We start from the raw sequence: 18,764 nt of genomic DNA on the forward strand, positions 1-18,764 counted from the left end.
CACAGAACGATTGGAGTCACACCATGCACCTCGACCACTCGCACGACGGCCCCGCCGCGGTCAGCGCCGACGCCCGCCGCCCCGACGGCACCCGCCGCGCCCTCCGTATAGGACTCGGCGGCCCCGTCGGCTCGGGAAAGACGGCCACCGTGGCCGCGCTCTGCCGCGCGCTGCGCGACGAGCTGTCCCTCGCCGTCGTGACGAACGACATCTACACGCGCGAGGACGCCGAGTTCCTGCTCCGTGAGGCCGTGCTGCCGCCCGAGCGCATCACGGCCGTGGAGACCGGCGCGTGCCCGCACACCGCCATCCGCGACGACATCTCCGCCAACCTGGAGGCCGTGGAGGACCTGGAGGACGAGGTCGGGCCGCTGGACCTGATCCTCGTCGAGTCCGGCGGCGACAACCTCACCGCCACGTTCTCGCGCGGTCTCGTCGACGCTCAGGTCTTCGTCATCGACGTCGCCGGAGGCGATGACATCCCGCGTAAGGGAGGCCCCGGCGTCACCACCGCCGACCTGCTCGTCATCAACAAGACGGACCTCGCCCCGTACGTGGGCTCCGACCTCGCCCGGATGTCCGCCGATGCCAAGGCGCAGCGCGCCGAACTCCCCGTCGTCCTGCAGTCCCTGCGTTCCACCGACGGGGTGCGCGAGGTCGCCGAGTGGGTGCGCGGACAGCTCACCGCGTGGACGGCATGACAGCAGGAGTACGCTCCACGGCCCGGATCACGGCGAGCGACGACGGCCGGGGCGGCACCTGTCTGCCCGTCCTCGACGGAGAGGGCTCGCTGGCCCTGCGCCGCGTTCGCTCGACCGGTCCCGACGCGCGCGTCATGCTCGTCGGCGCGATGGGCGGACCCCTCGGCGGCGACCACATGAGTGTCGAGGCGCGGGCGAAGGCCGGTGCCCGGCTGCGCATCGGGTCCGTCGCCGCGACGATCGCCCTGCCCGGCCAGAACAAGGGCGAGGCGCGCTACGACGTCCGCCTCACGGTCGACGACGAGGCCGAACTGCATTGGCTGCCCGAGCAGTTGATCTCCGCGTGCGAGAGCGACCTGCGCGTCACCACGCGGGCCGAGCTCGCCCCGGGCGCGCGGCTCGTGCTGCGTGAGGAGCAGGTGCTCGGTCGCACCGCGGAGGAACCCGGCCGGCTGACCAGCCGGCTCACCGTCCACCGCGCGGGCCGGCCACTGCTCGACCAGGAGCTGGCCTGCGGTCCGGGCGCACCCGGCGGCTGGGACGGCCCCGCCGTGCTCGGGGGACACCGGGCGCTCGGTCAACTCGTGCTCGTGAGACCCGAGTTCGAGAAGGACAGACCGCCACCCGCGCTGCTCGGCGAGAACGCCGCGCTGACGCCGCTCGCCGGGCCCGCAGTCCTGGTCACGGCCCTCGCGTCCGACGCGCTGCGGCTGCGCGGAACGCTCGACGACGCCCTGCGTCGCCTGGCCTGAGCGACGGCCCAGGGGGCCCGGCCGGTCCGAACCAAACGACCGTACGGGCCCATTCCGCTCACCGGGACGAGTTATACCGTTTATCGGATTGGTAAAGAACGTCAACTGTCCCTGTTGTCAGGGACGGTACAGGCGCAAGGATCCCCGTACTGATCGAGAACCCGATCGAAGTAATGATCGAATCGATGTACGGAGGCCTCAGTTGAGACGGACTCGACTTACCAGTCGAAGCAGCCGGACGGCGGTGATCGGCTCCGCCGGAACCCTGGTGGCGGCGACCCTGATTGCCGGAGCGATGGCGGCGCCGGTGGCGAGCGCGGACTCCCGGACCGGCCAGGACCGTGAGGCCCGCGGTGCGGCCGTCGCGGCGGCCCGTGCCGCCAAGGCCGGCATCGACTGGAAGGACTGCCCCGCCGACTGGGGCATAGCCAAGCCCATCCAGTGCGGCTGGGTGACGGTGCCGCTCGACTACGCGAAGCCGTACGGCAAGCAGATCAAGCTGGCCGTCGACCGCATCGGCTCCACCGGCACCAAGGACGAGCGCCAGGGCGCCCTCGTCTACAACCCGGGCGGCCCCGGCGGCTCCGGCATGCGCTTCCCGACGCGCGTCACCAGCAAGAACCCGCTGTGGACGAAGACGTCGAAGGCCTACGACTTCGTGGGCTTCGACCCGCGCGGCGTCGGCCACTCCGCGCCGATCTCCTGCATCGACCCGCAGGAGTTCGTGAAGGCCCCCAAGGCCGACCCGGTCCCCGACTCCGAGGCCGACAAGCTCGCCCAGCGCAAGCTGGCCAAGGAGTACGCGGACGGCTGCGCCGAGCGCAGCGGCGACATGCTGCCGCAGATGACCACGCCGAACACTGCGCGCGACCTCGACGTCATCCGCGCCGCCCTCGGCGAGAAGAAGCTCAACTACCTGGGCGTCTCCTACGGCACCTACCTGGGCGCCGTCTACGGCACGCTCTTCCCGGGCCACGTCCGCCGCATGATCGTCGACAGCGTCGTCGACCCGTCGCGCGACAACATCTGGTACGAGGCCAACCTCGGCCAGGACGTCGCCTTCCAGGGCCGCTGGAACGACTGGACGTCGTGGGTGGCGAAGAACGACGCCTCCTTCCACCTCGGTGACACGCAGGCCAAGGTCGAGGCCCAGTGGGTGAAGCTGCGCGCCGCCGCCAAGAAGAACCCCATCGGCGGCGTCGTCGGCCCCGCCGAGCTGATCGCCTTCTTCCAGAGCGCGCCGTACTACGACTCGTCGTGGGTGCCGGTCGCGCAGGTGTGGAGCAAGTACGTCGCCGGGGACACCCAGGCGCTCGTCGACGCCGCGGCCCCCGACATGTCGGACACCGCGGGCAACGCCGCGTCGGAGAACGGCAACGCGGTCTACACGGCCGTCGAGTGCGCCGACGCCAAGTGGCCCACCAGCTGGAACAAGTGGGACCGTGACAACACGCGCCTGCACAAGGACTATCCGTTCATGACGTGGGCGAACGCGTGGATGAACCTGCCGTGCGCCACCTGGCCCACCAAGCAGCAGACCCCCGTGAACGTGAAGACCGGCAAGGGCCTGCCCGCCGTGCTGATCGTCCAGTCCACGCGTGACGCGGCCACCCCCTACAAGGGCGCCGTCGAGCTGCACCAGCGCTTCAAGGGCTCGCGCCTGATCACCGAGAAGGACGCGGGCTCCCACGGTGTCACCGGCCTGACCAACCCGTGCATCAACGACCGGGTCGACACCTACCTGCTCACCGGCAAGACGGACGGCCAGGACGTGACCTGCACCCCGCACGCCACGCCCAAGCCGTGACCACCGACCCGCGGTGAACCCGTGACGGCCCGGCCTCGCCCAGAGGCCGGGCCGTCTGCATGCCGTCGCCGGGCGCCCGAACGCCCCGGGCTCAGCTCAGCGGCATCCGCGGGAACTTCCGTGCCTTCTCCTTGGCCGCTTCGGCCTCGGCCTTGACGTCGGCCGCGTACCTGTCGACGTACTCCTGGCCCGACAGGCCGAGGATCGCGTAGATGATCTCGTCCGTGACCGCGCGGAGGATCGCCTTCTCGCCGTCCATGCCCGCGTAGCGCGAGAAGTCCAGGGGCTCACCGAAGCGGATCGTCACCCGGTGGGGGTTCGGGATGACCTGGCCGGGCGGCTGGGCCTCGAAGGTGCCGATCATCGCGCAGGGGATCACCGGAACCTGCCCCTTCAGCGCCATCGCGGCCACGCCGACCTTGCCCTTGTAGAGCCGCCCGTCGTGCGAGCGCGTGCCCTCCGGGTAGATCCCGAGCAGCTCGCCCTTGCTCAGCACGCCGAGGCCCTCGCGGATCGCCGCCTGGCCCGCCTCCTTGCCGGAGCGGTCCACGGGGATCTGGCCGGCGCTGCGGAAGAACGCGGCCGTCAGCCGGCCCTTGACGCCGGGCCCCGTGAAGTACTCCGCCTTCGCCAGGAACGTGATGCGCCGCTTCAGGATGGCCGGCATCAGGAAGTGGTCCGAGAACGACAGGTGATTGCCCGCGACGATCGCCGCGCCCGACTCCGGTACGTGTTCGAGCCCCTCGATCCGGGGCCGGAAGACCAGCCGCAGCAGTGGGCCCAGAATCACGTACTTGAGCAGTCGGTAGAACATGCTGGGCCGCCTTCCCCGTGGATCAGATGCGTGCGCACAGTAACCAATCGGCGGCCCGCGCGCGAGAGCCCGTTCGGACCTCGCCGGACCTCCGGGCGGGGGACCGTACGGCGCGCCCGCTTGGCGGCGGCCCGGCGCAGGGAGTGCCCTGGCCTCCCTTCGTCCCGTGCCCTCACCGGAGGTCCCGCATGCGTCCGCACCCACTCGCCGCCGCGGCTCTCACCGCCCTCGCCGCCTTCGCCGCGGCAGGCCCCGCCCACGCCGCCGACCCACCCGTACCTCAGGGGGTCTTCCTCACCGTCTCCGGGGACCAGGGTTCGTGGATGCGCGGTGAGCTTCTGCGCTGCGAGCCGCAGGCGTGGGGACACCACCCGCACGCGTCACAGGCGTGCGGCGCGCTCGACCGGGCACACGGGGATCTGGACGCGCTCGCCGTGGATCCGGAGATGTGTACCCAGGTCTACGCGCCGGTCACCGCGAGTGCGAGCGGCACGTACCGGGGCAGGCAGATCACCTGGCGGAAGACGTTCGCCAACGCGTGCACGATGGAAGCGTCGACCGGATACGTCTTCCGCTTCTGAGGCCCGGGACCCGCTCTCGCGCGGCACCGGCCGGACGTCAGGTGCTGCGCGACGCGGCCATCCCGAGCGTGAGCAGACCGAGCACGACCCAGCCGAACCACAGCCAGCCGTTGCTCCCGAGTGCCACCGTGTAGGCCGTCACCGCGACGAGGGCGCCGACGGTGAGCACCCCCATAGTCTTCATCGATCCGGGCATCGCCCGCCTCCTCCCGGCAACCCGGACGACGCAGCGCCCGGACCACGGCTGAACACCATGGTCACCCCTCAGGGGCGTCGGGCGCTACTGCCCGCGGGTGTTCAGTGAGGCGAGGTACGCGTTGTACGCGGCCAGCTCCTGGTCGCCGTCACGGTCGGCGGCCCGGTCCTTGCGGCGGGCCTGCCGGTCCTCGGACTTCTTCCACTGGAACAGCAGTGCGAGCAGCACGAGCACCGAGGGCACCTCGCTGAACGCCCAGGCGATGCCGCCCGCCGCCGTCTGGTCCGCCAGCGCGTCGATCCCGAGCGAGGCCGGCGGGTGCTCGTACGTGCCGATCATCGGCCCCGACGCCATCATCAGCGCGATGCCGAAGAACGCGTGGAAGGGCATGCCCGCGAAGAGCTCCAGCATCCGCATCACGTAGCCGGGGCGGTGCGGGCCCGGGTCCACCCCCATGATCGGCCAGAAGAAGACCAGGCCGACGGCGAGGAAGTGCACCATCATGCCGATGTGCCCGACCTTCGAACCCATCAGGGTGTCGAAGATCGGAGTGAAGTAGAGCGCGTACAGGCTCGCGATGAACAGCGGGATCGTGAACGCGGGATGCGTGATGATCCGCATGTACCGGCTGTGCAGCAGCATCAGGAGCAGCTCGCGCGGCCCCTTGTCGCCGCGCCGCGCCACCGGCATCGCCCGCAGGGCGAGCGTGATCGGGGCGCCCATCAGGAGCAGGATCGGCGACAGCATGCTGATCACCATGTGCTGCACCATGTGCACGCTAAACATGACCATGCCGTAGTCGTTCAGCTTGGTGCACATCACCAGCATCACGGTCAGCACACCGACGACGAACGACAGCGTGCGGCCCACCGGCCAGCTGTCACCGCGCCGCGCGAGCCGCACGACAGCCCAGCCGTACAGGCCGAGCGCCATCAGGCACCCGATCAGGAAGAAGGGGTCCGCCGACCATGCGAGGCCTCGCCCCAGCGTGAACGGCGGCAGATCCATGTTCATGCCGTGCCCGCTGTGATCCATCCGCCGGCTCCTGATTGGTACTGGTTGTGGGCTGTCTGTCCGCACCAGAGTAGAACTGCCCCCGGTCGCGGCCGCGACCGGGGGCAGACTCTTCGAGCAGCGACTACAGAACGCACTCCGCCTCGGCGTACCGCTCCTGGGGAACCGTCTTCAGCGTCTCCACGGCCTCGGCGAGCGACACCATCACGATGTCCGTGCCGCGCAGCGCCGTCATCATGCCGAACTCGCCGCGGTGCACGGCCTCGACGGCGTGCCAGCCGAAGCGCGTGGCGAGCACCCGGTCGTACGCGGTGGGGGTGCCGCCGCGCTGGACGTGACCGAGGATCACCGGGCGGGCCTCCTTGCCGAGGCGCTGCTCCAGCTCACCGGAGAGCCGCGTGGCGATGCCCGCGAAGCGCTCGTGGCCGTACATGTCCTTGACGCCCTCGTCGAACTCCATGGAGCCGGGGGCGGGCTTGGCGCCCTCGGCGGCCACGACGATGGCGAACTTCTTGCCCGCGGAGAACCGCTCGCCGACCTTCGCGGCGAGCTCCTCGATGTCGAAGGGGCGCTCCGGCACGACGATGGCGTGGGCGCCGGCGGCCATGCCCGAGTGCAGCGCGATCCAGCCGGTGTGACGGCCCATGACCTCGACGATCAGGACGCGCTGGTGGGACTCGGCGGTCGTCTTGAGGCGGTCGAGCGCCTCGGTCGCGACGCCGACGGCCGTGTCGAAGCCGAAGGTGACGTCCGTGACGGCGATGTCGTTGTCGATCGTCTTCGGCACGCCGACGATCGGGAGGCCGCTGTCGGACAGGAGACGGGCCGCCTTCAGCGTGCCCTCTCCGCCGATCGGGATGATCGCGTCAAGACCCAGATCCGCGACATGGCCCCTGGCCCGCTCCACGCCGTCGCGCAGATGCGCGGGCTGGACCCGGGACGAGCCGAGGATCGTGCCGCCGCGGGCGAGGATGCCGCCCACCGCGTCCAGGTCGAGCTTGCGGTAGTCGCACTCCAGCAGGCCCTTCCAGCCGTCGTGGAAGCCGATGACCTCGTCGCCGTGGTCGACGACGGCACGGTGCACGACCGAACGAATCACCGCGTTCAGGCCGGGGCAGTCTCCGCCGGAGGTGAGGACACCAATACGCATAGCCCGAAAACCTTTGCAACGTGGGCCGATGACCGGACCACGTCGTCCGGGCTGGATCCCCGCCACCCTACCGGCGGGAGGGGGCGGGGCCGTACCAGGCGTCCGCCTGCTGGACTGACCCGCTCACTTGTGCGGGAGCGCGATCAGGCGGGCTGCTGAGCCGCCGTGATCCGCTCGTTGCGCAGCGCCTCGTACCAGCGGTCGTCGACCGGCGGCAGCGCGTTGACATCGAGGGCCAGCTTCAGCAGCAGGTCCGCGATCAGCGGGTTGCGGGCGAGGACGGGGCCGTGCATGTACGTGCCGAACACGGTGTCGTTGAACGCGCCCTCCGTGCCGTCACCCGTGCCGTTGCCCTTGCCGATCTGCACGCGGGCGAAGGGCCGCGCCGACGGACCGAGGTGCGTGATGCCCTGGTGGTTCTCGAAGCCCGTCAGCGGGGGGAGCCCCAACTGCGGGTCGATGTCGCCCAGTACGTCGCCGACGCACCGCTCGCCCTCACCACGCGTGGACACCACGTCGAGCAGGCCGAGGCCCTGCTCGCGCTCGCCCAGGTCGTTGATGAACTCGTGGCCGAGGATCTGGTACCCGGCGCAGACCGAGAAGACGATCGCGCCGTTGGCGACGGCCCGCTGGAGACCGCCGTCGCGGCGCAGCCGCTCCGCGGCGAGACGCTGCGGCCGGTCCTCACCGCCGCCGATCAGGTAGATGTCGCCGGAGGTGGGCACCGGCTGGTCGCTGCGCACGTCGAGGCGGTGCACGTCGAGGCGGCGCTGGCGGGCGCGGCGCTCCACGACGAGGGCGTTGCCCTGGTCGCCGTACGTGCTCAGGAGGTCGGGGTAGACCCAGACCAGACGAAGGCCGTTGTCGCTCATGCTCATGAATCCTCTGCGGGGTCTCAGTTGCCGACGCGGCGGCGGACGTCCTGGAACGCGGTGTAGTTGGCGATCAGCTCGATCCGCCCGGGCGGGGCGGACTGCACCGCCTCGTCGACGCTCTCGCAGACCCGGAAGTCCAGGCCGGCGACCTCGAGCCGCACGGCGAGGTCGAGCCTGCGGTCGCCGATCACGAAGATCGGATGCCCGGCCAGACGCGTGTAGTCGACGTCCCACAGCCAGGAGGTGTCGGTGCCGTCGGCGCCGCGCGCGTTGACCGAAAGGATCACCGGGGTGGGCGGCGGGTCGATCAGGGAAAACGTTTCGAGCCAGCCCGCCGGGTTCTTCGCGAGCAGCAGACGCAGGTCACGGCCGAGGAACTGCACGACGTCGTAGCGCCCCGCGACCGCCTGCACCTGGTACATCCGCTCGAGGGCCACCTGCGGCGGCACACCGAAGCACGCGGCGACGGCCGCCGACGAGGTCGCGTTCGCCTTGTTGGCGCGGCCGGGGAGCTGGAGGTGGATCGGCCAGGCCGAGCCGTGCGGGTCGAGGACGTAGTCGCCCTGGAGCGCCCAGCTGGGCGTCGGACGGCGGAAGCCGCACTCGCCGCAGTACCAGTCGTCGCCGGGACGCTGCATCACGCCGCCGCACGACGGGCAGGACCACGCGTCGTCCTTCCACTCCTGACCGGCGGCGACCCACACCACGTTCGGCGAGGAGGACGCGGCCCAGACGACCAGCGGGTCGTCCGCGTTCGCGATCACGATCGCCTTCGAACCGGCCAGGCCCTCGCGCCACTTCTCGGCGAGCATGCGGGTCTCGGCGGCACGGTCGAGCTGGTCGCGCGAGAGGTTGAGCAGCGCGATGGCCTTGGGAGCGGTGTCACGGGCGACGCCCGCGAGGTACTTCTCGTCGACCTCGATCACGCCGAACTTCGCGTCCGAGCCGCCGGCCAGCGCCGACGTGATGCCCGCGGGCATGTTCGCGCCGAGCGCGTTCGACACGACGGGGCCGGCGGCGCGCAGGGCCTCCGCGATCAGCCGCGTGGTGGTGGTCTTGCCGTTCGTCGCCGAGACGAGCACCACGTCCAGATGCTGGGCAAGTCGCCCCAGCAGCTCGGGGTCGAGCCTGAGCGCGACCTTGCCGCCGATCACCGATCCGCTGCCGCGGCCCGCCGCGCGGGACACCGCCGCGGCCGCCTTGCCCGCCGTGACGGCCAGCTTGGCCCGCGGAGTCAGCGGCTCCGAGTTGCCTGACATCGTTCTGGATCCTCCTTGCGTACGGCGCCGCGCCTGCCCCCGGCATCGCTTGGTGGAGTCAGCCTATCGAGATCCACCTTTGAGCCCGAACCGCGGCACCACCCCGGATCCGGGGCTCGCCCTGACCGTACCCTTACGGCCATGCGACACGGCTCGATCCCGGGCGCCTTTGGGCGCGTACGACCCCTGACCTTGCTCGGTGATCCCGTGCTGCACACGCCCTGCGAGGAGGTGACAGATTTCGGGCCCTCGCTCGGCCGTCTTGTGGAGGACCTGTTCGCGACGATGTACGCCGCCCGGGGTGTGGGCCTCGCGGCGAACCAGATCGGTGAGTCCACGCGGGTGTTCGTGTACGACTGCCCCGACGACGAGGACGTCCGCCACCTCGGGCACATCGTGAACCCGCGCCTCGTCGAGGCGGACGGCGTGGTCGTACGCGGCCCGGAGGGCTGTCTCTCGCTGCCGGGCCTGGAGGCGGGCACGCCCCGCTTCGACCATGTCCTCGTCGAGGGCGTGGACCTGCGGGGAGAGCCCTTGGTCGTGCACGGCACGGGCTGGTTCGCCCGCTGTCTCCAGCACGAGTGCGACCACCTGGAGGGGCGGGTCTACACGGACCACGTCACAGGGTGGCGCCGCCGCAGGGTGCTGCGCCAGGCGGCGCGGGCCTCCTGGGCGACCGGCAAGGCGGCGCCCTTCGGCTAGAACCCCGGCCCGCCCGCCTTGTCCCCCGCCGCCGCGAGCCTGCCCCACAGCAGGTCGGCGAGGCTGCGCACCAACTCGCTCCGCGAGCAGGGCCGTTCGCCGAGCCACCAGTCGCCCGCGGCGTGCATCATGCCGACGATTCCGTGACCCCAGACCCGGGCGAGCTGCTGGCTTCCGGGGCCGAGGTCGACGCGTTCCTCGATGACCTCGGCGAGCTCCTCGCCCATGCGGCGCAGCAGGGGAGCGGAGTGCTTGCCCACGTAGAAGCCCTGCTCGCCCGGCGCCGTGCTCTCGGACACGCTCTCCGAGGGGTGCATGAGGAAGCGGTACACCTGAGGGCTCGCCTCGATCGCCGCGAGATACGTGTCGAGCGTCGACTCGACCCGCTCCCGGCGATCGGCCGGGGCGTCGAGCGCGGCCCGCAGCGAGGCGAGGAGCGCGTCGGTGTGGCGCTTGGCGAGCGCGGCGTAGAGGCCGCCCTTGTCGCCGAAGTGCCGGTAGAGGATCGGCTTGGTGATGCCCGCCTCGGCCGCGATGGCGTTCATGGACGCACCGGGCCCGTCGCGGAGCACCACGCGGTCCGCGGCCTCCAGCAGCTCACGCCGCCGGCGCTCGGCAGACGTCTGCTGTTCCGTCCGCTGTGTGGTCTCCATGAGGTCTCTCCCCGCCCGTGCGATGGCCTGACGCACGCGAAACGTAACACTCGACGCCCCGGGGGCATCGAACGGGCTGCCGGGAGTTGACAGGGGCTACTGGCGAGTAACAGACTGCCGTTACCGCAAGTAACGTGTGAAGTGTACGCAGTGCTGGAGGGGTCATGGCCGAGTTCACGATGGATCTGAACGACGAGCAGAAGGAAGTCAGGGACTGGCTCCACGGGTTCGCCGCCGATGTGATCCGTCCCGCGGCCGCCGAGTGGGACGAGCGCGAAGAGACGCCGTGGCCGGTCATCCAGGAAGCCGCCAAGATCGGAATCTACTCCCTGGACTTCTACGCGCAGCAGTTCTTCGACCCGACCGGTCTCGGCATCCCGATGGCCATGGAGGAGCTGTTCTGGGGTGACGCGGGCATAGCCCTGTCGATCGTCGGGACCGGGCTCGCCGCGGTCGGCGTCCTCGCCAACGGCACCGAGGAGCAGATCGGCACCTGGATCCCCCAGATGTACGGCGACGCCGACGACGTCAAGGTCGCCGCCTTCTGCTCCTCCGAGCCGGACGCCGGATCCGATGTCGCCTCCATGCACACCCGCGCCGTCTACGACGCGGCCAAGGACGAGTGGGTGCTCAACGGCACCAAGACCTGGGCGACCAACGGCGGCATCGCCAACGTCCACGTCGTCGTCGCCGTCGTCGACCCCGAGCTCGGCTCCAAGGGCCACGCCTCCTTCATCGTCCCGCCGAACACGCCGGGTCTGTCCCAGGGCCAGAAGTTCAAGAAGCACGGCATCCGCGCCTCGCACACCGCCGAGGTCGTTCTCGAGGACGTACGCGTCCCCGGCTCCTGCCTGCTCGGCGGCAAGGACAAGCTCGACGAGCGCATGGCGCGCGCCCGTGAGCGTGCCAAGGCCGGCGGCGGCGAGCGCGTGAAGAACGCCGCCATGGCGACGTTCGAGGCGTCCCGACCGGCCGTCGGCGCGATGGCGGTGGGCACGGCCCGCGCCGCCTACGAGGAGGCCCTGGAGTACGCCAAGACGCGCACGCAGTTCGGTCGCCCGATCATCGACAACCAGGGCGTCGCCTTCCAGCTCGCCGACATGCGCACGCAGATCGACGCGGCGCGACTCCTGGTGTGGCGTGCCTCCTGGATGGCGACCACGGGCAAGAAGTTCGAGTCGGCCGAGGGCTCCATGTCGAAGCTCTTCGCGAGCGAGACCGCCAAGAAGGTCACCGGGCAGGCCGTCCAGATCCTCGGCGGCAACGGCTTCACCCGCGAGTATCCCGTCGAGCGCATGCACCGCGACGCCGCGATCTACACGATCTTCGAGGGCACCAGCGAGATCCAGCGCCTGGTGATCGCCCGCACCCTCTCGGGTCTGCCGATCCGCTAGCCGAATCGGCCGGTGCCCTTCGCGCGGCGGAGGGCACCGGCTTCAGCGGTCGGGCCGTGTGGTCAGAGCCGTGCGGCGACCTCGCGGGCGATCCTGACGATGTCGCCCGAAGGCCGTGCGGGGTACGCCGGGTGGTCGCGGACCCAGCCGTCCTCCAGGGCGTACCAGTCGACCGGCCGCGGTGTCGTGCCGTCGGCGAGTGCGGCCGCGAGTCCGTCGAAGCAGGTCCGCCAGCGCAGTGTGTAGAGGCCGCCGATGAGTCCGGCCCACTCGCGGTTCGCGTAGTCGTGCAGACCTCCGTCGTCGGCGCCCGAACGAGGACCCCACACCGTCACCAGGGACACCGCGTCGTACTCGAGGCGGTCCCGCTCCTCCTCGTCGGCGCCCCACGCGCGCGCGTCGGCGATCCAGCGCCCGAGCAGGTGCCGCGGCTGCGTGGCGACGGTCTCCTCCAGCAGCCCGAGCCACGTGAACCACTCACCCGTCAGCTCCTCGAACGCCGCGCGGTCCCCGGCGTCGTACGCGGCCTTGATCCGCGGCAGCAGGAGGCGGCTGCGGTGCGAGATCGTCTGCCGGGTGACGTCCATCAGGTCGTAGGCGTACGCGGAGCTGCGCCGCAGGCTCGGTGCGACCGCCAGCAGTTCGGGCAGGGCGCGTGCGAACTCCACGGGGTCGTAGCGCAGCGCGCCCGGCGACCAGGACGCGGCGCTGGAGACGTCCAGGTCGGGCCGGGCGCCGAAGAGTCCGTCGTGGCCCTCGCTCCAGCTGTCCGCGCGCGTGGTGCCGTACGCGGTGCGCCGCAGGACGTCCCAGGCGGCCACGGCGTGCGCGTCGTGCCCGCCGTAGCGCTGCACCGGCCACTGCTCGAACCAGGTCTTCAGCTCGACCGGGCCGTCCGTCCACGGCAGGTCGCTGAAGAGGGCGAACGCGGCCGGGTTGTTGTCGGCGCCCTCGGGCATGAGCGCGATGCCGTCCAGGGCGCTGTTCTCCTTGGTACGCCAACTCTCGTACAGCGTCGCCCAGTCGGGGGTGTTGGCGCCCATCGTCGTATGGCCGCCGAAATTCCAGATCGAGCCGAACGCGTAGGGCGTGCCCGCCCAGTCCTTGTCGCGGTCGGTCACCGAGGGGAAGCGGTCGGAGAGACCGTCGACGATGAACATCTTCGAGCGGTCGACGGCGTCGAGGATGTCGCGGCGCGGGTTGGTCTGCCAGCCGAGGATGTTCCAGATCGCGCCGGGACGGGCGGTGCGCAGCGCCTTCTCGACCGCCTTGGCGGCCTCGCCCACCGGCACGTCACCCGGCCTGCCGCCCTCGTGCAGCAGGTCGAGCTTGTACATCGTGGAGTCGCCGAGAAGTTCGCCCTGCACGCGGTAGAACGTCTCCGCGATCCTGGCGAAATGCGGGTCGCGCGGGTCGAGCCAGTCGGGGCGCGTGAAGCCGACCCAATCGCCCTGGGGAACTACGTGCGCGCCCGGGTTCCGGTCGGCGAAGCCGGGCGGGACCGTGCCGAAGTAGCCGGGGAACACCGGGGTCATGCCGAGTTCGCGGATCCGGTGGACGACTCTGCGGGCGAGCGCCGCACGACGGTCGAGGAGCCGCCGCGACACGGGGCCGCCGAACCCGGACATGTTCTGGAGCAGCCACCACGGCTGGTGGGCCGGGCCCGCGATCCACGCGCGCATCTCGGCGTCGTCGTAGCCGAACTGCTGGAACGTGCGGTGGTAGACGGTGTCGGCGCCGAGGTAGACCAGGACCTCGTTGAAGCCGTGCAGCGCGAGGACGTCGAGCTCGCGCTCCCAGTAGTCCCAGCCGTGATACGGGCCGGTGTAGCCGTCGTTGGTGTCGTTGAAGGCGAATCGGTGGGCGACGTTCGCGCCGCGTGTCAGGGGTGCGGCGAGGCCGGGCAGCCGCGTCGGCAGGGACTCGGTCTGCTCGCCGTTCCACGAGAAGTGTGCGTGGGCGTGGTGACGGAGGTACTGGTGGAAGCCCGTCAACTGCACTGCGGGCGTGGTGCCTTCGACGAGGATGTGGCCCTTGGACCCCGACACCCTGAACGCGTCGCCCGTGCCACCGGCAGGGCGGGGGACGGTGCGGAAGGTGACCTGGTCGTGGTGGCGCGGCAGCAGCCGGGCCAGGGCGTCGGCGGCCGGGGTGCGGGAGGCCGCCGCGCTCTCGGCGGTGGCACCGGGCGCGGACGCGGCAAGTGCGGTGGCGGAGCCGAGGGCGGTGAGCACGGTACGGCGACCGAGGTTCATGGAGCACTCCAAGCGCGTGAGTGGACTGGACCACTTGCGCCGGGGATCTTACGGAGAGCGGGGAGGGTTCGGTAGGGAGCGGGGGTAAGCGCTTGCCGGAGCCGGAGCCGGAGCCGGAGCCGGAGCCGGAGCCGGAGCCGGAGCTGGAGCCGGGACCGGGGCTGGAGTTGGAGCCGGAGCTGGGGCCGGAGCCGGAGTTGCAGCCGGATCCGGAGCCCGGTGCTCCGTGGGTGGTGGGTGGTGGGTGGTGCCCGGTGGGTGGGAGGCCGTGCCGGGGTGGGCGCGGCCGCGTGCTCACCCCGGCCGGACGTCACTCGTCCCCGGCGGCGGCCGACAGTGCCGCGGCCGGGTCGTGGGCCGCCGGGCCCGCCGGAAGCCACCGGCCATGGGTCTCGCGGAACGGCCACCAGCGGCCGTCGCGGCCGAGGCGGATCTGTGTGCCCGTGCCGGCGGCCGTCCATCGATTGCGGGTCGCCCGCAACGGCGGGCGCTCCCCGGCGTCCCAGGCGGCTTCGACGGTGGCACGCGCGCGTGCCGCGGTCTCCGCGTCCGGCGTCCACTCGTCCTCCAGGACGGACAGGCCGGCTGTGCCTCCGTGTTCCCATGCCAGCACGGCCGCCGCCAGACCCTCGCCGTCTCGCCCCGAGCCCTCCGCGAGCCGCGCCGCGATCCACGCCTCAGGAGCGCCCGCGGCCAGTCGGACCACATCCTGACCGATAGTCAATTCCTCCGTCGGTGTCCGGAGTTCATGGCCCGGAGTCAAGGCGTCCGTCAGCATCCGGAGCGCCTCGACGGCCGCGCGCGCCCCGAGGAACTCCAGTGCCGGCACATCCGTCCCGGCGGGCGGCTCCGTCTCCGTGTCCAGGGACGGTACGGGCCCCGCCTCGGGCGGCACCGGGGGAGCGGCGGGCAGCGGCGGCAGGATGCTCCCCGCCGCGAAGGCCTCCGTGGCGTCGACGCCGTCCGCGTCCGACGGCTCCTCTTCGGCCTCTTCGTCGGCGGACCCGGCCGAGGCGGACGCGACGCTGCGCACCTGGAGTTCGTCGAGCAGTACCCGCTCGCCACGCCCGCGCATCAGCAGCAGTACGAACGGATCCTCGTCGAGGAGGCGGGCCAGCTGGTAGCAGAGCGCCGCCGTGTGGGCGCAGTGGTCCCACGCGTCACACCCGCAGCGCGGCTCCAAGTCGCCGATTCCGGGCAGCAGTTCCACACCGGCCGCCGCCGCGTCCTCGACCAGGTGCGGCGGCATCTCACGGTCGAGCAGCGCCGCGATGTGCCCCGCCCGTTCGGCCGCCATCCCGAGGAAACGGTCCCAGTCCTCCTCGCTCAGCTGTTGCAGCAGCACGTCGGCGCGGTACGCGGCGCCGCCCCGGTCCCCGACGACCGCGGTGACTCGCCCTGGCCGCACCGAGACCGCTCCCACGGACCCGGCGCGCGCGAGCCGGCGCCCCGCCTTCAGCTGCTGGAGGTCGAGAGCCGTGTCCTCCAGTGCCTTGAGCCAGGTCCGGCCCCACCACGACTGCGTGAAGTCGCGTCCCCGGACGGGCTCCAGCGCCGCGAAGACACGCTCCTCGTCCGACGCGTCAGCCCCGTCCCTGTTGTCTTCGGTGTCGAACAGGTCGTCGTCGTACTCGTGACGGTCCGTCATCGCGCGCCCCCTCGCAGCTCGACCAGATCGGCCAGTTCGGAATCGGTCAGTTCGGTCAGGGCCGCCTCTCCGGTGCCGAGCACCGCGTCGGCCAACTCCCGCTTACGGACCAGCATGTCGGCGATCCGGTCCTCGATCGTCCCCTCCGCGATCAGGCGGTGCACCTGGACCGGCCTGTTCTGCCCGATCCGGTACGCGCGGTCCGTCGCCTGTGCCTCGACAGCGGGGTTCCACCAGCGGTCGTAGTGCACGACATGTTCGGCACGGGTGAGGTTGAGGCCCGTACCCGCGGCCTTCAGGGAGAGCAGGAAGACCGGCACCTCGCCCTCCTGGAAGCGCGCCACCATCGCCTCGCGCGCGGCGATGGGCGTGCCACCGTGAAGGAACTGCGAGGCCACGCCGCGAGCCGCCAGATGCTGCTCGATCAGGCGCCCCATCTGCACGTACTGCGTGAAGACCAGGACGCTCGCGTCCTCGGAGAGGATGGTGTCGAGCAGTTCGTCGAGCAGTTCCAGCTTGCCGGAGCGGCCGGGGATGCGTGGCTCGTCCTCCTTGAGGTACTGGGCCGGGTGGTTGCAGATCTGCTTGAGCCCCGTGAGGAGTTTGACGATCAGTCCGCGGCGGGCGATCCCGTCCGCCGCGGAGATCTCGGCGAGCGTCTCGCGCACCACGGCCTCGTAGAGCCCCGTCTGCTCGGTGGTGAGCGACACGGCGCGGTCGGTCTCGGTCTTCGGCGGGAGCTCGGGCGCGATGCCGGGGTCCGACTTGCGGCGCCTGAGCAGGAAGGGGCGTACCAGTTGGGACAGGCGCTGGGCGGCGGCCGGGTCCTTGCCCTCCTCCGCCGCGCGCGCGTAACGCGTGCGGAACGTGCCGAGCCTTCCGAGCAGCCCCGGGGTCGTCCAGTCGAGGATCGCCCACAGCTCGGACAGGTTGTTCTCCACGGGGGTGCCGGTGAGCGCCACGCGCGCGCGTGCACCGATGGTCCGCAGCTCCTTCGCGGTCGCCGAGTGCGGGTTCTTGACGTGTTGTGCCTCGTCGGTGACGACCATGCCCCAGTCGACGCCCGCGAGCTGCGCGGCGTCGAGCCGCATCGTGCCGTACGTGGTGAGGACGAACTCGCCGGCGGCGAGGTCCTCAAGGCTGCGGCGCCCGCCGTGAAAGCGGCGTACGGGGGTGCCGGGCGCGAACTTCTCGATCTCGCGCTGCCAGTTGCCCATGAGGGACGTGGGGCAGACGACGAGGGTCGGGGCGGCGGTCTCAGGGGCGGTCTGCCGGTGCAGGTGGAGCGCGATCAGCGTGATCGTCTTGCCCAGGCCCATGTCGTCGGCGAGGCAGGCGCCGAGGCCGAGGGATGTCATCCGGGCCAGCCAGTTCAGGCCGCGCAGCTGGTAGTCGCGCAGGTCGGCGGCCAGCGCGGCGGGCTGTCCGACGGGCTCCATGCCCTCCGGGTCGGCGAGCCGCTCCCGCAGCTCCGCGAGCCAGCCCGTCGGGTGGACGTCGACGCGGCGGCCGTCGACCTCCGTGGAGCCCGTCAGGACCGCGCCGAGGGCGTCGATCGGAGTGACCTTGCGGTCCTGGTGCTCGCGGGCGCGCCGGGCCTCCTCGGGGTCGATGAGGACCCACTGGTCGCGCAGCCTGACCACGGGCCGGTTGGCCTCGGCGAGCCGGTCGAGCTCTTCCCGGCTCAGCTCCTGGTCGCCCAGCGCGAAGCGCCAGTTGAACGCGAGGAGCGCGTCCGCCGCGAGGAACGACGGAGTGTCCGTCCGGAACCGGTCCGGGTCTCCCCCTCCGGGTGACATCCCGTCCGGCGGGCCGATGACCGCGCGTGCGCTCAGCCGGCGCGCCAGCTGCCGTGGCCAGTGCACATCCACGCCCGCCGCCGCGAGGGCACGCGCACCGGCGCCGAGCAGGTCGGTGATCTCCTCGTCCGCCAGATCGAGCGCGTCCGGGACTGCCGCCGAGAGCAGCGGCGTGAGAGGCGCCCAGGCGCGGGCCGCGCGGCGCAACGCGAGCAGGGCGTCCATGCGGGCCCGCGGCCCGAACGCCTTGGCCGAAGCGCCCGACGCCGCCCACACCTCGGCGGCGTCGCCGACCAGCGCGGGGTCGCTGACGCTGTGCATCTGCAGCACGGCGCGGAAGGCGACGTGTTCCTCGTCCTCGGCTCCCGTCACGTCCCGCTCGAGGCCGGGCACCTCGACGCGCAGTGAGATCCGTACACCGGCGTCGTGTCCCGCGGCGACATCGGCCGCCCACGCGCGGTGTTCCGGCACCTGCTGCGGCTCGGTCGCGGCGAAGGGCCGCGCGCCCGCCGCGAGGCTCGCCGCGGGGGAGCGGGGCAGGGTGTCGGCGACGGCGTCGAGGAAGGCGCGCAGCAGCGCCTCGGGCACGGGGAGGTGGAGCGGGCCCGGACCGTCCAGGGGCGTCGCGTGAGCCTCGGGCGGCATCGCGGCGGCCAGTTCCGCGACCCGCTCCAGGTCCTCGGCTCGTAGCGGGCCCGCGCGCCAGGCGTCGTGATCGGTCGGCGTGAGCCCGGGCAACAGCAGGCCGCGCGCCGCGAACTGGAGGGCGAGCACGGAGGCGGCGCCCCAGAAGACGGCGGTCGGGTGCGCCTGCGCGGCGGCACGCGCGCGCGTGAGGACCGGCAGCGCGGCGCGTACGGGCAGCAATACGGCGGGTACGGACGCGCGCTCGGCACCGGTGTCTGCGGGCGCGGCGAGGCACAGCTCCTCGGGCGCCCCGGCCTCGGTGTGCGGAGGTCGTCCGCCATCGGGGCGCCAGAAGGCGACTCTTCCTTCGCGTGCCGGGTCACCGGGCACGAAGACGGCGCAGCAGCGGACCAGTTCGGAGATCTCGGGGAGTGTTGCCACGGGACGCCTGTGGGCAGCGATGACGTATTCCTCAAATTTGACTACTGGGCGGAATCGCCGAGGGTACCCCATGACTCCGCTCGACGTGCCGCGTCA

16 protein-coding genes are annotated in these 18,764 nt (G+C 71.7%); 6 read left to right on the plus strand and 10 right to left on the minus strand.

The window, feature by feature from the left end:
• The first annotated feature begins 23 nt into the window (after nucleotides 1-23).
• From ureG to ACFC96_RS29185, 3 genes are all read left to right on the plus strand, one after another.
• Nucleotides 24-701, plus strand: a complete 678-nt coding sequence (gene ureG / locus ACFC96_RS29175; protein ID WP_376263330.1) for an urease accessory protein UreG — start codon at nucleotides 24-26, stop codon at nucleotides 699-701.
• A complete protein-coding gene (locus tag ACFC96_RS29180) occupies nucleotides 698-1,453 on the plus strand; it encodes an urease accessory protein UreD (protein WP_376614919.1) in 756 nt (251 codons plus the stop codon). The genes ureG and ACFC96_RS29180 overlap by 4 nt, the downstream gene beginning before the upstream one ends.
• A 295-nt stretch (nucleotides 1,454-1,748) precedes the next feature.
• Nucleotides 1,749-3,260: an alpha/beta hydrolase gene (locus ACFC96_RS29185; RefSeq protein WP_376614998.1), complete on the plus strand. Its 1,512-nt coding sequence runs from the start codon at nucleotides 1,749-1,751 to the stop codon at nucleotides 3,258-3,260.
• A 91-nt stretch (nucleotides 3,261-3,351) separates the two neighbouring features.
• Here the strand turns inward: ACFC96_RS29185 and ACFC96_RS29190 are convergent, their stop codons facing one another.
• The gene (locus ACFC96_RS29190; protein WP_376263324.1) at nucleotides 3,352-4,074 is read right to left on the minus strand and encodes a lysophospholipid acyltransferase family protein; all 723 of its coding nucleotides are present in this window, start codon (nucleotides 4,072-4,074) and stop codon (nucleotides 3,352-3,354) included.
• A 188-nt stretch (nucleotides 4,075-4,262) separates the two neighbouring features.
• Here ACFC96_RS29190 and ACFC96_RS29195 point away from each other — a divergent pair, with 188 nt between their 5' ends.
• Complete coding sequence (locus ACFC96_RS29195) at nucleotides 4,263-4,655, plus strand: SSI family serine proteinase inhibitor (protein WP_376614920.1); 393 nt, start codon at nucleotides 4,263-4,265, stop codon at nucleotides 4,653-4,655.
• 37 nt (nucleotides 4,656-4,692) lie between these two features.
• Here ACFC96_RS29195 and ACFC96_RS29200 read toward each other — a convergent pair whose 3' ends face one another.
• The 5 genes from ACFC96_RS29200 to ACFC96_RS29220 all read right to left on the minus strand — a co-directional run bounded on the left by ACFC96_RS29200 (nucleotide 4,693) and on the right by ACFC96_RS29220 (nucleotide 9,149).
• Nucleotides 4,693-4,851 (minus strand): hypothetical protein, encoded by a 159-nt coding sequence (locus ACFC96_RS29200; protein WP_100597532.1) that lies wholly within the window; start codon nucleotides 4,849-4,851, stop codon nucleotides 4,693-4,695.
• An 84-nt stretch (nucleotides 4,852-4,935) separates the two neighbouring features.
• Nucleotides 4,936-5,886 (minus strand): cytochrome c oxidase assembly protein, encoded by a 951-nt coding sequence (locus ACFC96_RS29205; RefSeq protein WP_376263318.1) that lies wholly within the window; start codon nucleotides 5,884-5,886, stop codon nucleotides 4,936-4,938.
• A 103-nt stretch (nucleotides 5,887-5,989) separates the two neighbouring features.
• Nucleotides 5,990-7,015, minus strand: a complete 1,026-nt coding sequence (locus ACFC96_RS29210) for a 6-phosphofructokinase (protein WP_116500180.1) — start codon at nucleotides 7,013-7,015, stop codon at nucleotides 5,990-5,992.
• Nucleotides 7,016-7,158: 143 nt separating this feature from the next.
• Complete coding sequence (locus ACFC96_RS29215) at nucleotides 7,159-7,887, minus strand: type 1 glutamine amidotransferase (RefSeq protein ID WP_116500181.1); 729 nt, start codon at nucleotides 7,885-7,887, stop codon at nucleotides 7,159-7,161.
• Between the two features lie 23 nt (nucleotides 7,888-7,910).
• Nucleotides 7,911-9,149: a Mur ligase family protein gene (locus tag ACFC96_RS29220; RefSeq protein ID WP_100597528.1), complete on the minus strand. Its 1,239-nt coding sequence runs from the start codon at nucleotides 9,147-9,149 to the stop codon at nucleotides 7,911-7,913.
• A 141-nt stretch (nucleotides 9,150-9,290) separates the two neighbouring features.
• Between ACFC96_RS29220 and def the strand changes: the two genes are divergently transcribed.
• Entirely contained in the window at nucleotides 9,291-9,851 is a 561-nt protein-coding gene (gene def, locus ACFC96_RS29225; protein WP_376263315.1) for a peptide deformylase, read from the plus strand.
• Here the strand turns inward: def and ACFC96_RS29230 are convergent.
• Nucleotides 9,848-10,504, minus strand: a complete 657-nt coding sequence (locus ACFC96_RS29230) for a TetR family transcriptional regulator (RefSeq protein WP_376263312.1) — start codon at nucleotides 10,502-10,504, stop codon at nucleotides 9,848-9,850. The genes def and ACFC96_RS29230 overlap by 4 nt on opposite strands.
• A gap of 164 nt (nucleotides 10,505-10,668) precedes the next feature.
• Between ACFC96_RS29230 and ACFC96_RS29235 the strand changes: the two genes are divergently transcribed.
• Complete coding sequence (locus ACFC96_RS29235) at nucleotides 10,669-11,898, plus strand: acyl-CoA dehydrogenase family protein (RefSeq protein WP_376614922.1); 1,230 nt, start codon at nucleotides 10,669-10,671, stop codon at nucleotides 11,896-11,898.
• 62 nt (nucleotides 11,899-11,960) lie between these two features.
• Here ACFC96_RS29235 and ACFC96_RS29240 read toward each other — a convergent pair whose 3' ends face one another.
• The 3 genes from ACFC96_RS29240 to ACFC96_RS29250 all read right to left on the minus strand — a co-directional run bounded on the left by ACFC96_RS29240 (nucleotide 11,961) and on the right by ACFC96_RS29250 (nucleotide 18,740).
• Nucleotides 11,961-14,153, minus strand: coding sequence for an alpha-N-acetylglucosaminidase (locus ACFC96_RS29240; RefSeq protein WP_376614924.1), 2,193 nt, complete (start codon nucleotides 14,151-14,153; stop codon nucleotides 11,961-11,963).
• Nucleotides 14,154-14,463: 310 nt separating this feature from the next.
• On the minus strand, nucleotides 14,464-15,801 hold the full coding sequence (locus ACFC96_RS29245) for an SWF or SNF family helicase (RefSeq protein WP_376614926.1): 1,338 nt from the start codon (nucleotides 15,799-15,801) through the stop codon (nucleotides 14,464-14,466).
• Complete coding sequence (locus tag ACFC96_RS29250) at nucleotides 15,798-18,740, minus strand: SNF2-related protein (protein WP_376614928.1); 2,943 nt, start codon at nucleotides 18,738-18,740, stop codon at nucleotides 15,798-15,800. Before ACFC96_RS29250 ends, ACFC96_RS29245 begins: the two co-directional genes overlap by 4 nt.
• Between the last annotated feature and the right edge of the window lie 24 nt (nucleotides 18,741-18,764).

Origin of the sequence: Streptomyces sp. NPDC055955, from assembly GCF_042270245.1 — a bacterium.
In the GTDB taxonomy this organism is placed as follows: domain Bacteria; phylum Actinomycetota; class Actinomycetes; order Streptomycetales; family Streptomycetaceae; genus Streptomyces.